The organism is uncultured Oribacterium sp. (genome assembly GCF_902481605.1).
In the GTDB taxonomy this organism is placed as follows: domain Bacteria; phylum Bacillota; class Clostridia; order Lachnospirales; family Lachnospiraceae; genus Oribacterium; species Oribacterium sinus.
This window is the reverse complement of sequence record NZ_CABSXI010000027.1, coordinates 17,543-30,063: the sequence shown is the minus strand read 5'-3', so window position 1 is coordinate 30,063 and position 12,521 is coordinate 17,543. Positions and strand designations below refer to the sequence as shown.

Here is a 12,521-nt window from a genome sequence, read left to right as displayed (position 1 = left end):
ATAGGAAAAAGCCCATCCATTTTTGCATCTTTGTATCCTGGTACTCTCTTGCTGACTGAAATGGTAAGGATGAACGGTCAATCATTTTAATCCCTCCAATACACCAGCGGAATGACCGCCAATAAGTTTACTGCGTTCAATATTTTAGGAACCTTCAGTTAGGACGGTTCCTTTTTGTATGGCTAAAAAGCCAAACTGTTCTCTGACAACATCAATAGCTGTCTGAAGTCTATTTTCTTTTTCAATTTCTTCTACATCATGCAAAATGAGGACAACCCTTTTACTACCAAGGTGTTCTGTGCAGAATGCGGTTCAGCTTTTGGACGTAAGAACTGGACGACCAGTCGTGGCAAACGTAAAGTTTGGCAGTGTAACAACCGTTATAAGGTAAAGGGACAGATTGGTTGTCAGAATAACCATATCGATGAGGGAACACTAGAGAAAGCTGTAATGATGGCAGTTAAACTACTGAGTGAGAATATGGATTTGTTGCATGGAAAGTGGAATAAGATCTTGGAAGAAAACCAGTTATTAGAAAAGCATTACAGTGTGTTACTGGCTGAATTGATAAATAAGGAGTGTTGGGAATATGATTCCTTTGAGATGTGTCAGGTACTAGATAGTATTTTGATTTCGGAGGATGGACAGATAACCGTTAGATTTTTGGAAGGAACAGAAGTTGATTTATAAGGCTGTAGGCATAGTATAGTTCACTATGTTTGCAGCCTTTTTTCTTGTTTAGTGGTATAATTATATGTAGGATTTTTTTAATATCGGTTACTTTTTATGAATTAACCAAAAAACTAAAATGGAGTTGTTTTATAATGAGATATTCTGAAGAAGCATTACAATCATGGATTAAGCCGTTATCTGCCACTGAAGAAACACGGGTTGAAAATACTATTGGAATGATTAAAGATGCAATAGAAAGGAGTGGGCTCTCTTCAAAGTATGAATATGAAATTTTTGCCCAAGGTTCTTATGCAAATAATACGAATGTAAAGAAAAATAGCGACATTGATATCTGTATCATGGTGAAATCTTTATTTTATTGTGAGTATGTAGATGGGTTATCGGACCTAGACTATAATTACTCTAGTAGCAGCACCAATGCTAATGTATTTAAAAACGAAGTGATTAAAGCGTTAATTTCAAAATTTGGTGCAGAATCAGTTTCTATTGGCAATAAGTGTATCAATATTAATTCTAACTCATATCACGTAAATGCAGATGTAGTCCCATGTTTTCAATATCGAAATTATAGATATATTGGTAGCAGGTCATCTGAAAAATTTGTTGAAGGCATCAAATTTTTTACCTCAAACGGAAATTATGAAGTAATTAATTATCCTAAAGTTCATATACAAAATGGTATCTCTAAGAATAAATCTACTCACTATAAATATAAATATTTAGTTAGGATTATGAAGCATATTAAGAACGAGATGCAGGAGCTAGGATTGACAAACGAACGCATTTCTTCATATTTGATAGAATGTTTGGTCTGGAATATACCTGAACAGATGTTTTTCAATAGTAATAGCTACACAGGGTTGTTACAGCAAGCGTTATATTACATAGTGTCTCAAGTGAATTTAAATTGGGTTGAAGTAAGTGGAATGTATTACCTTTTTCGTTCAGAGCAGAAATGGAATTTACAGGATACAAAAACTTTTTTAGTTAGAATGATTGAATTTTTGGATTATAAATAAAACTTATGAATGAACAGCAGAAAAAATTTTTGAATATTACAATATGGGTTTTTGCAATTTGCTTGTTATTAAGATTGTTAATAAGTGGCCAAGAGATTGCAGTGAATCTTAAATCTGATATTTTGGCATTGGTATATTCAGCCATTGGGTATATTGGTGAAGCTATATCAGTTACAGCAATTATTATGGCTATTTTTGAAAAAACAGCATGGCGGTGGCCATTACTATCTAAGATTCATAATGTTCCAATTTTATTTGCGAATTATGTAGGTAGTTTCAAGACGGACTATGATCAGAATGAAAGAAATTGTGAACTTACTATTGAACAGTCATTTACGACTATTAAAGTTAAGTTTAAAACGGGTGAAAGTTCGAGCCATAGCATTACAGCATCAATTATCAATGATAATGGAACACAAAAATTAATTTATACATATTTAAATAGCCCAAGGGCTGAATTGCAAAGTCCTATACATTATGGGACGGTAATTCTTGATATTGATAATCCAAATCAACTAGAAGGAAATTATTATACTAATCGAGGAACCAAAGGTTCAATGAGTTTTGAGATAAACAACCCTTCTCGCTAGTTGGATTTGTAAAGATTTAAATAAAGAAAGAAGAACTAACTATCGGAAACTTGGCATAGATGTAACAATACTGTATATTAACGAAGCCGTAAATACTCGCATTAGTTACGTTTAATAGTTTAATACGGATATTCAGCAGCTTTGATTTCGTTTCACAGTATAGGTAGTAACCGTCAAGACATATAGAAACAGTCCGGTTAACAGTAACAGCAACTTAGTTCCTACCCCGCATTGACAGAAAACTGCAGGATAGGTAAAATAAGAGAGTTCCATTGTTCCCTTAGTTAAATGGATATAACAAGCGCCTCCTAAGCACTAGTTGTGAGTTCGATTCTCGCAGGGAACATTCGTTCTTGCAGCAATGATTAGAGAGATTCGTTGCTGCAATTTTTGTTTTTAAAACGGAATGTGTAGGCGTGTAATGGCGTACAAGCATGTAAAAAAGAATGCGAAGAGCTATGCTGCCAATATAAAAGTAGACATTCAAAAGTAGACATTGATGAAACAAAAGTAGATATTGATATTTCAGAGTCCATTGCTAATAAGTTAAAGGATACATCAACGAAAACAATAGATCATGTGCTTGCTTTATATAATACATTTGCTACTGTTTAATATTTTGGAAGAAGTGATGTTGTATCAATTATAAAGCTGAAAGATTCCGGTGCATCGAAGTTCTTATCAAAGCTATTGGAACTGGCGGTCATTGAGCCGACTTCTTGCATATACCATTAGCAGACAGTATAATAAGTACACCGAAGCGGTTTCAAGAAATGAAAAATCTTCAACTTTTGAAAGCGGGTGACGATATGAAAACAATTACAAGAGCAAAGTATCTAGACAGAATCATTGAACTGAATGGTACTCCTGACATCAAGATCATCACGGGCATTCGTCGATCCGGTAAGTCTAATCTGATGCAGGCGTATATTGAATATCTGAAAAGCCATTTTGAAAACATCAATATTATCTTCATTGACTTCATGGATTTGGCGTATGAGGAAATTAAGGAATACCATGCCTTACACGCCTATGTGGAAGAACATTATCAGGAAGGTAAAACGAACTATCTGTTTGTAGACGAGGTGCAGATGTGCCCCAAGTTTGAGTTGGCAATTAATAGCCTGTACTCTAAGGGAAAATACGACATCTATGTAACAGGCTCCAATGCTTTCCTGTTGAGTGCGGATCTGGCAACTCTGTTTACCGGACGCTATATTGAAATTCATGTGTTTCCTTTCAGCTTCCGGGAATATTGCCAATATTATGATGATGTTAGTGATAAAGATAAGCTCTTTGATGATTACGCTATCAAGGGCGGTTTAGCAGGTTCTTACGCTTACAGAACCGAAAAAGACAGAACAAACTATATCAAAGAGGTCTACGAAACGATTGTTACAAGGGATTTGGTGCAGAAATATGCGCTCCCGGACACTTTGGTTTTACAGCGTCTGAGCGAGTTCCTTATGGATAATATCAGCAACCTGACTTCCCCTAATAAGGTTAGTCAGCTGCTGACAGCAAATGAGACTCCGACCAATCATGTAACCGTCGGCAAGTACATTAAGTATTTGTGCAGTGCTTTTGTATTTTATGATATTAAAAGATACGACATCCGAGGCAAGAAATACCTTGAAAGTTCTGAAAAGTTCTATTTGTGTGACAGCGGTATTCGATATGCAATACTGGGAAGCAGAAATATGGATTACGGCAGAGTATATGAAAACATCGTTTGCATCGCACTTCTTCGCCGTGGATACGATGTCTATGTCGGCAAGCTCTATCAAAAGGAGGTCGACTTTGTTGCTCAGAGAGGCAGCGAGAAGATTTATATTCAGGTCAGCGACAACATTTCCGGGCAGGAAACATTTGAGAGAGAGTGCGCTCCTCTGCTTCAGATCCGAGATGCTTATCCGAAAATGATTATTGCCAGAACCAAACATCCAAAATATAGTTATGAAGGAATCGAAATTCATGATATAGCCGATTGGTTGCGACAAGAATAAACAAGGTGAAATATCTCCGTCATTCTCTTTTGAAATGATGGAGATATTTTTATTTTCTGAGCGAATTAACAATTCTAAAACAATTCCTTTACTAAAAGAATTGAATTTCGTTAAAAAAAGTGTATAATATTTTTAACGAGGTAATTTTATGGAAAGACCAAATATATTAGGAAAAACACGTGATACCATAACGAAATTTAAACCGGGCTCGGTATTTTCAGCGAGTGACTTTTCTGATATTTCAGATAGTGCAAAAATAGGAGTCACGTTATCGAGACTGGAGAAAGAAGGCTTAATAAAAAAAATATTACATGGCATTTATGTATATCCGGAATACAATTCTTTTCTTGGGGAATGTATCGAACCGGATCCTAACGATGTTGCACACGCTATAGCAAGAAAATTTGGTTGGACGATTGTTCCTTATGGCGACACTGCTCTTAACATATTGGGGTTGTCTACGCAAGTACCCTCTGTTTGGATTTATGTATGTGATGGTGCTTATAAAAAATATACCTATAAAAAGATAATGTTGGAATTCAAAAAGACAACGAATAAGGAAATTTCAAAATTATCTTATAAAACGGCACTAGTAATCCAAGCAATAAAGGCTATTGGTAAGGATGGAATTACTGAGAGTGTAATAAAGCAGATTAGAGAGAAATTTTCTACGGAAGAGAAAATATCAATGCTTGAAGAAGCAAAATTTGCCACGTCGTGGGTGTACGTAGTAATAAAACAAATATGTGAGGATATGCAATGAGACAGATTGCAAAATTGAATTATAAAGATAGAGAGGCTTTATTTACCTTATCTTAGTTTGACAAAGACAAACAGTGAAGTGGCTTAAACACTTGATAAAGTTTATCTATTTTTGACACAAATGAATAATTGCTGACTGATATGGGACGAACTCCTAAGCACTAGTTGTGAGTTCGATTCTCGCAGGGAACATTCGTTCTTGCAGCAATGATTAGAGAGATTCGTTGCTGCAATTTTTTTAAATATGGAATAGGGATGTTTACAATATTTTGAAAGAAGGCGTAAAGTGCAGCACAAGAATATAAAAAAAGAATGTGAAGAGCTCTGGGCAAAATATAAATATTATGTGCTGAGCAAATCCCATAAGGCATATCTGGATATCCGAGAGTATTTGAAAGAAAAGGAAGTGGATATTGTATATCTACAGGAAAAAATACAAAGTGTAAAGGGTATCAAAGAGAGTAAAAAAGATTTTCATAATGCCATTCTTCATGTATGGGGATATTTTAAAAAAGAAGCAAGTGAAAGGGAAAAGCAAGGATTATTTGCCCTATTGGAAGAATATATGGAAGGGGAAAATAGTCAGGATGCTGTGATTCAATATCTTAACGCTTTACTAAGGAAATATCCCAATCAATATTTAGAGGAATCTACTTTCTTAACAGGAGAAAATTATGAGACTATGGCATGAACAACTGATTCCCTTATTGCCGAAAAATCAGCTTCTTGGACAACATAGAGAATGCTGTGCCCTTAGAGGAAATGGGTGGAATAAGAAGCATAAAACAGTAGATTATGCATTTTCCTATACTCCATATCATTTATTTATATTTCATTCTTTAGTTATGGATGAAATGGAAAAAAGAGGGTATAAGGTTTCTGAAGAGTGGAGAGATAAAAATTTTAGAGGAAAGACAGCAGAAAAATACGATAATCTTGAAGAAAAAATGATAGAAAGTCCTATCTACAAAGAGCATAATGGGGAATATCTGCTCGAGTGTATAGAAAACCTGCGAAATAAGGGTATAAAAATAGAACTATAAATGTTTAAATGGTTTATATTACAAAAGCTCATTGTTCTCAAAGGGGAGATGAGCCAATGATTCATGTGGCAAATTTTTAGCGAAAAAACCGCTGTTAAAGGAGGATTACTATGTTGGAAGTTGGAACAAAGGCACCGGATTTTACATTGCCGGATCAGGATGGAAACATGCACTTTCTGTCGGAGTACAGAGGAAAGAAGGTCATTTTATATTTCTACCCAAAGGACAATACCGCCGGTTGCACGAAGCAGGCTTGCGGCTTTGCAGAACGATATCCCCAGTTCACAGAGAAGGGTGCTGTGGTTCTGGGCGTCAGTAAGGACAGCGTGGCTTCCCACAAGAAGTTTGAAGAGAAATACGGACTGCCCTTTACTATTCTTTCCGATCCGGAGCTTGTGGCAATTCAGGCCTATGATGTATGGCAGGAGAAAAAGAACTACGGTAAGACCTATATGGGCGTGGTTCGTACCACTTATTTGATTGATGAAAATGGAAAGATTGTAAAGGCATTTGACAAGGTAAAAGCTGCGGATAACCCGGAGCAGATGCTGGGAGAATTGGGATAGTAAGTATCGTCTCAGACTACCCCCATATTCAGACCTATATTGCCGAAAATGTCTCTATTATTTTGATTTTTGCAGCTCTTTTTTGTATGAGTAGGTATTCTCTGTTTACTGTTTGCAATTCAAAAGTTCCATTTGAAATTACCATATTATAATGTATACTAATATCAACGAAAAAATATATATAGTTTATAATAGTAAACGTTAAATGGGGTGCATTGGATGAAGAAAGCGGCATATAACATACTTCCGGGTACAGAAGAAATACTAAAAACCATGGGTGAGCAGATTAAGCTTGCCAGACTCAGACGAAGCCTATCTTCGGAGTTGACCTCAGAACGTGCCGGAATCAGTCGGGCATCTTTGTGGAAGGTTGAAAAAGGTGATCCATCCGTAGCAATGGGAATCTATGCGGCAGTTTTGCATGCTCTAAACAATCTTGATAAAGATCTTCTACTGATTGCAAAGGATGATGCGCTTGGTAGGCAAATTCAAGATTTAAATCTGATAACAAGAAAGCGTGCACCAAGGAGGAAGAAATAGTGGTATCTAAAGAAAAGACAATTTTCGTCTACGATGACTTTAGCATGCAGAATCCAACACTAATGGGAATCCTCTATGTTAATAGCTTAAAGGGCGGGGAGTCTTATTCCTTTGAATATGACAGAGAGTGGCTCAAAAAGACCTCACTAAAAATCACATTGGATCCTGAACTTATGCCATATTCCGGAAGACAATATCCCTTCGGCAAAGCGATTTTTGGGCTATTTTCAGATTCTTCTCCCGACCGTTGGGGGCGTGTTCTTATGAATAAACGCGAAAGAATATTGGCAGAAAAGGAAGGTCGTAAACCGGCTAAACTCTATGACAGCGATTATCTATTGGGAGTATATGATGAGATGAGACTGGGAGGAATTCGATTTAAAACAGAGACCAATGGGGCCTTCCTTTTAGATGATAAAGAAACAGCTGCACCGCCTTGGACAAGTCTTCGGACGTTAGAGGAAGCTTCCAGAAATTTTGAAAATGATGATACTGCTGTATCTGAAAAATGGTTAAACCAACTAATAAGACCAGGCTCATCTCTTGGCGGTGCCAGACCAAAAGCTACTGTGATAGATCCGAAAGAACAGCTTTGGATTGCAAAATTCCCTTCCAAGAATGATGAAAATGATACCGGAGCATGGGAGATGGTAACACATGATTTGGCGAAGCTCTGTGGACTACATGTTCCGGAGGCAAAACTTGAAAAATTTTCCAATCTTGGGAGCACCTATTTGGTTAAGCGCTTTGATCGTATTTTGAGTAAGCGAATACACTTCGCTTCTGCCATGACCTTGCTTGGAAAAACAGATGGGGCTTCTGCTGCAGACGGGACAAGTTATCTGGATATTGCTGCTTTTATAAAATCCTATGGCGCGCAGCCAAAGCAAGATTTGATTGAACTATGGAAACGTATTGTTTTTAATATGGCTGTTAGTAACACGGATGATCATCTACGAAACCATGCTTTCATTTTCACAAAAAATGGCTGGAGGCTTTCACCTCTTTACGATGTAAATCCGGTTCCCTATGGCGACGAATTATCCTTAAATGTTGATGAAGAGGATAATAGTATCAATATTGACCTTGCAATACAGACGGCTGTCCGATTCGGAATTTCCGAGACGGATGCAACGACCTATGCAAAAGATATTCTGACCATTGTAAAAGAAAACTGGGAGAAGCAAGCTAAAGCTTGTGGATTGTCCCGTCGGCTTATAGAAGAAATGCGTCCCGCCTTTAGCGCTTGCTATAGATAATTCTTTCTGCTCGCTTTAATTTCTAATTTCTCTGCTCTTGCTAATCGTTCTAATCATTCTAATCACACTTATCAAGAAGAGTGATTAGAATGATTTAACAGACAATGTCTACCAAATCCGGAATAGGACTAACTGTATTTGTAAAAGTATAGATTATATCGTTTGCTATAAATATAGCCTATATACAGATAAAAAATTTTCGGATTATGCAAATACCTACCATTCCTGTATGCTAAAGGGGAATTAAGAACAAGGAAGTTTTATGAAGCTGAGTTGCAGGTTAGGAGGGTATAGAATGAAGGGAAATTTAGTTTTTACTGCTACTACATTACGAAAAATTGCTTTATTGGGAATATTGTCATTAAGCCTTATTGCTTGTGGAAAGGCGAAGTCGGGAGAGGGCAGTGCTACCGGCAGTCAGGCGGAAACAAAGCAGGAAAGTGACGGTACTGCAAAGCAGGAGGAGAATGGCTCTTCCGATCAGAAGGCGGAGAATAAGGATAATAAGAAGATTCCTTTAAGAGTGATTGCGAATAACAACAATGTGGCTCACATCGATTCCGTTATCGCGCAGTATGCAGGACTTTATGATAAGAATGGATTAGACACTACGATACAGTTCAACCCCTCTAATCCGGATAATATTCAGGCACTTCTTGCCGACAAGGCGGATTTGGTTTCTGCCGGTTCCTCTGCGGTATTAAATTACATTGATAATGGTTCCGACATTGTCATCATCGGAGGACAGATGTCTTTGGGAGAAACGGTTTATGTGCGTCCGGAGAGAGCGGAGGAGTTTAAGGATTTATATAACCCCAATACCTTATATGGAAAAAAGGTCGGTGTAACCAGATTAAATACGGGAGACGTGGCATTCCGCAAGATTTTAAAGGATAAGGGATTGGATTTATCCAAAATTGAGTTTGTGGAGCTGGATTCTCAGGCAACGGTTACCCAGGCAGTTCTTAAGGGAGATGTGGATTTAGGTATTAATTTCTTAACCTTCCGTGATGGTGCGGAGAAGCAGGGCCTTGTTCCGGTTAGCCAGTTGGATGCGGAGGATGAATGGCCTGACTACATTTGCTGCCGACTTTTCACTACAAGAGATAAGCTGAAGGCGAACAGAGAAGCCTATGTGGATGCGCTGAAGGCGAACATTGAAGCATACAGCCTTCTGGAAAATGACAAAGAGGCTGCGGAAAAAGCTGCTCGTCAGGGAATTGACTTGGACGACGATGCCTATCAAAAGCAGGTTTATCAATACGGTCACCTTGGTCTTAGTCCCAATCCGGACAGAAAGAACACCAAAGCTTTCTTCCAGGCCATGGTAGATATCGGATACTCTAAGGGAAATGTAAATATTGATGACTATATTGATACTACTGTCTTTGAAGATGCTTTAAATGAGCTTATAAAGGAAAATCCGGATAACAAGACCTATCAGGCTTTGAAGGCAGAAAGCGAAAGCACCAACCAATAAAAGCAGCAATAAAAATAGTTCCGACAAATAAAAGTATCAATAAATAGAAGTGCCAACAAAAAATAGTACTAATAAAAGGAGAGGGTTGTTTTGAGCAAAATAGAATTGAATCATGTATCCTTTGAATATATTGACAAAAAGAATCAGGTATTTGGCGCCCTGGAGGATGTTTCCTCAACGATAGAGGACGGACAGTTTGTCAGCATTATCGGAGCCAGCGGATGCGGAAAAAGTACAATTCTAAGCATTTTGGCAGGCTTAAACCGCCCGAAGTCGGGAGAGGTACTCATTAACGGAGAAAAAATAAAGGGAACAGGCAAGGATCGTAGTGTTGTATTTCAACACTACTCCTTGTTTCCTTGGATGACCATTGAAAAGAACCTGATTTTCGGCATTAAACAGAATATCAAAAACCTTTCCAAGAAGGAGCTGCAAGAAAGAGCTTCTTTTTACTTGGAAAAGGTGGGCTTAAAGGGTGTGGAGCACAAGTATCCCTCCGAGCTTTCCGGCGGAATGCGACAAAGGGCGGCCATTGCCAGAACCCTTGCCATGGACACGGATATTTTGTTGATGGACGAGCCCTTCGGGGCCATCGATGCCAGAAATAGGGTACTTTTACAGGATTTGCTTTTGGATATCCTAAAAGATACCAAGAAAACCATCGTTTTTGTTACCCATGATGTGGATGAAGCGCTGTATTTGTCCGATAGAGTTTTGTTTATGAAGAACAAAAGAATTGAAAAAGATATCAAGCTTCTCTTTGAACGACCAAGATCAAGGGAAGAGCTTCTGGGAAGCTTGGAGTACAGAAGAATTCGGAAAGACATTGTTTCGTTATATTATGATTATGATAGAAAAGAGGAAAATGTAGTTTATGTGGAAGAAGATTCATACAGTAGTGCCTCACCTTCTGTTTCTGGTTCTGAGCCTTATTATTGTACAGCCCTCTCTTAGCGGGACGAAGGGATATTTTCCCTTCCTGTTTGTGGTATTTGCATCGGAAGCGATTTTGCTTCTTTTTCGCAAATCTCCCGTAGCTGTAAATATCGGTATCATACTCTACTGTATTCTGATTTTCTGGGAAATCATGACCGCTAAAATCGGGGTGAAAAACAGCATGCTCTATCCTGCTCCGGAAAATGTTTTTAGCGTTTTTCTGGGAGACTATCAAAAGATCTTGCAGGGTGTATTCAGTTCTTTGCAACTTCTGTTTATTGCTTTTATTATCGCTACCGTATTGGGGGTATCCCTAGGACTGTTTGTGGGCTTGTCCGACCATATAAGCGGAATCGTTCTTCCTATCGTCCGGGTTATCAGCCCCATTCCGCCGATTATTTATTCTCCCTATGCTGTGGCATTACTGCCGACCTTTAGGGTAGCCGCCATTTTTGTGGTCACCTTAACCATTTTCTGGAGCTTGTTCATGAATATGGTATTAAGCGTTCGGGAGATTGATCCAAAAATCATGAACTCCGCAAAGACCTTAAATGTCAGCAAGTTCAGTATGATTATGGATGTATTAATCCCCTACAGCTTACCGGGGCTGATTAACAGCATCTCTGTTTCCATTTCCACTTCCTTTTTGGTACTTACTGCGGCGGAAATGATTGGAGGAACTTCCGGTCTTGGTTGGTACATCAAGTATCATTCGGATTTTGCAAATTTTGACAAGGTTGTCTTCGGAATTTTCATGATCGGCCTTGTGGTGACCATCTTGAATTTTGGCGTAAAATCCCTAAGAAGAGTTTTGGTGCCTTGGAAGTAAACAGGAAATTGAAGTGAGGAGTCTTATGGACGGATTTAATGAGCGTGTGCACGCATATATTCCGGCAAAATACTATCATTATCTTAAAGAGTATTTTGGAGAAAGAGGGAAAAGAGCATTTTTACACGCGGTGCAGTACTATGGAGCCCAAAGAGGAAGAAGAATGGCGCAAAGAGCCATAAGAGATGGGGTTGAGCTGACACAGGAAAATTACAATTATTATGGAGAGTGGATTAATACGGAGGAAATCAAGAGGGAAGGCATTGAAAACCGTGCTGAGCTTACCTCGGATGGTGTGATGAAAATTAGTTCCTGCCCCTGGTATACCCAGTTTCAAGACATGAACAGCCGAGAGGCGGGAGCACTTTATTGTAAAGATTTGGATGCCTCCATTTCCAGAGGCTTTAACCCGTTTTTAGGCTATGAAGTGGAGAAAACCTTGCATGAAGGAGAGTACTGCATTCATCACCTTCGTAGCGGAAACATTGGGGAAGGGGCAAAACGCGGAAAAAATCCGGAGAGTCTGCGACCTTTTGCATATCACTGTGCTCACATTTTTTATGCTTTTAAGGAAGTGACGGAAGCGATTTTTTTAAGGGAAGGCGTGAAGGTCTCCGAGAAGGTTTTGGAAGATTTTCAAAAAGACTATGGGGAAGAAATGACAGATGCTATAGTAAAGTATCGCAATATTAATTTTAACGTATGTGACTAAGCTTAATGCATGAGAGTAAGTTAAAAGAATGAAAGCGACTAGGCTTAATACAGGTGGTTAGGCTTCATGCAAGCGACTGAGCTTAA

14 protein-coding genes and 1 tRNA gene are annotated in these 12,521 nt (G+C 38.4%); all 15 read left to right on the top strand.

All coding sequences use genetic code 11. The features are described from left to right. Positions 1–258 precede the first annotated feature (258 nt). Positions 259–690, top strand: coding sequence for a zinc ribbon domain-containing protein (locus RDQ32_RS11090; protein ID WP_001178677.1), 432 nt, complete (start codon positions 259–261; stop codon positions 688–690). 134 nt (positions 691–824) lie between these two features. Continuing rightward, complete coding sequence (locus tag RDQ32_RS06265; protein ID WP_001270697.1) at positions 825–1,712, top strand: nucleotidyltransferase; 888 nt, start codon at positions 825–827, stop codon at positions 1,710–1,712. Between the two features lie 5 nt (positions 1,713–1,717). After that, positions 1,718–2,302 carry a hypothetical protein gene (locus tag RDQ32_RS06260; RefSeq protein ID WP_001005371.1) on the top strand — a complete coding sequence of 195 codons (585 nt, stop codon included), beginning with the start codon at positions 1,718–1,720 and terminating at the stop codon, positions 2,300–2,302. Positions 2,303–2,576: 274 nt separating this feature from the next. After that, positions 2,577–2,648 (top strand) — tRNA-Arg (locus tag RDQ32_RS06255). Between the two features lie 427 nt (positions 2,649–3,075). Next, positions 3,076–4,308 (top strand): ATP-binding protein, encoded by a 1,233-nt coding sequence (locus RDQ32_RS06250; protein WP_308579532.1) that lies wholly within the window; start codon positions 3,076–3,078, stop codon positions 4,306–4,308. Between the two features lie 148 nt (positions 4,309–4,456). Further along, positions 4,457–5,071, top strand: coding sequence for a DUF6088 family protein (locus RDQ32_RS06245; RefSeq protein ID WP_308579530.1), 615 nt, complete (start codon positions 4,457–4,459; stop codon positions 5,069–5,071). Positions 5,072–5,356: 285 nt separating this feature from the next. Continuing rightward, entirely contained in the window at positions 5,357–5,761 is a 405-nt protein-coding gene (locus tag RDQ32_RS06240) for a YbgA family protein (RefSeq protein ID WP_308579529.1), read from the top strand. Next, the gene (locus RDQ32_RS06235; RefSeq protein WP_308579528.1) at positions 5,745–6,113 is read left to right on the top strand and encodes a TIGR02328 family protein; all 369 of its coding nucleotides are present in this window, start codon (positions 5,745–5,747) and stop codon (positions 6,111–6,113) included. The genes RDQ32_RS06240 and RDQ32_RS06235 overlap by 17 nt, the downstream gene beginning before the upstream one ends. A gap of 110 nt (positions 6,114–6,223) precedes the next feature. Next, positions 6,224–6,679: a thioredoxin-dependent thiol peroxidase gene (gene bcp / locus RDQ32_RS06230; RefSeq protein ID WP_308579527.1), complete on the top strand. Its 456-nt coding sequence runs from the start codon at positions 6,224–6,226 to the stop codon at positions 6,677–6,679. 219 nt (positions 6,680–6,898) lie between these two features. Then, complete coding sequence (locus RDQ32_RS06225; RefSeq protein WP_308579526.1) at positions 6,899–7,219, top strand: transcriptional regulator; 321 nt, start codon at positions 6,899–6,901, stop codon at positions 7,217–7,219. Next, positions 7,219–8,478, top strand: a complete 1,260-nt coding sequence (locus tag RDQ32_RS06220; RefSeq protein WP_308579525.1) for a type II toxin-antitoxin system HipA family toxin — start codon at positions 7,219–7,221, stop codon at positions 8,476–8,478. Before RDQ32_RS06225 ends, RDQ32_RS06220 begins: the two co-directional genes overlap by 1 nt. Before the next feature lie 295 nt (positions 8,479–8,773). Continuing rightward, the gene (locus RDQ32_RS06215) at positions 8,774–9,958 is read left to right on the top strand and encodes an ABC transporter substrate-binding protein (protein WP_308579524.1); all 1,185 of its coding nucleotides are present in this window, start codon (positions 8,774–8,776) and stop codon (positions 9,956–9,958) included. 90 nt (positions 9,959–10,048) lie between these two features. Further along, positions 10,049–10,912: an ABC transporter ATP-binding protein gene (locus RDQ32_RS06210; RefSeq protein ID WP_304069410.1), complete on the top strand. Its 864-nt coding sequence runs from the start codon at positions 10,049–10,051 to the stop codon at positions 10,910–10,912. After that, complete coding sequence (locus RDQ32_RS06205) at positions 10,833–11,723, top strand: ABC transporter permease (RefSeq protein ID WP_304069411.1); 891 nt, start codon at positions 10,833–10,835, stop codon at positions 11,721–11,723. The genes RDQ32_RS06210 and RDQ32_RS06205 overlap by 80 nt, the downstream gene beginning before the upstream one ends. A gap of 25 nt (positions 11,724–11,748) precedes the next feature. Then, positions 11,749–12,435: an L-2-amino-thiazoline-4-carboxylic acid hydrolase gene (locus RDQ32_RS06200; RefSeq protein ID WP_308579523.1), complete on the top strand. Its 687-nt coding sequence runs from the start codon at positions 11,749–11,751 to the stop codon at positions 12,433–12,435. Positions 12,436–12,521 lie beyond the last annotated feature (86 nt).

Coding starts and splice junctions, on each gene's coding strand:
- RDQ32_RS11090 (WP_001178677.1), top strand. CDS start 259: ATGCAAAATGAGGACAACCCTTTTACTACCAAGGTGTTCTGTGCAGAA.
- RDQ32_RS06265 (WP_001270697.1), top strand. CDS start 825: ATGAGATATTCTGAAGAAGCATTACAATCATGGATTAAGCCGTTATCT.
- RDQ32_RS06260 (WP_001005371.1), top strand. CDS start 1,718: ATGAATGAACAGCAGAAAAAATTTTTGAATATTACAATATGGGTTTTT.
- RDQ32_RS06250 (WP_308579532.1), top strand. CDS start 3,076: ATGAAAAATCTTCAACTTTTGAAAGCGGGTGACGATATGAAAACAATT.
- RDQ32_RS06245 (WP_308579530.1), top strand. CDS start 4,457: ATGGAAAGACCAAATATATTAGGAAAAACACGTGATACCATAACGAAA.
- RDQ32_RS06235 (WP_308579528.1), top strand. CDS start 5,745: ATGAGACTATGGCATGAACAACTGATTCCCTTATTGCCGAAAAATCAG.
- bcp (WP_308579527.1), top strand. CDS start 6,224: ATGTTGGAAGTTGGAACAAAGGCACCGGATTTTACATTGCCGGATCAG.
- RDQ32_RS06225 (WP_308579526.1), top strand. CDS start 6,899: ATGAAGAAAGCGGCATATAACATACTTCCGGGTACAGAAGAAATACTA.
- RDQ32_RS06215 (WP_308579524.1), top strand. CDS start 8,774: ATGAAGGGAAATTTAGTTTTTACTGCTACTACATTACGAAAAATTGCT.
- RDQ32_RS06205 (WP_304069411.1), top strand. CDS start 10,833: ATGTGGAAGAAGATTCATACAGTAGTGCCTCACCTTCTGTTTCTGGTT.
- RDQ32_RS06200 (WP_308579523.1), top strand. CDS start 11,749: ATGGACGGATTTAATGAGCGTGTGCACGCATATATTCCGGCAAAATAC.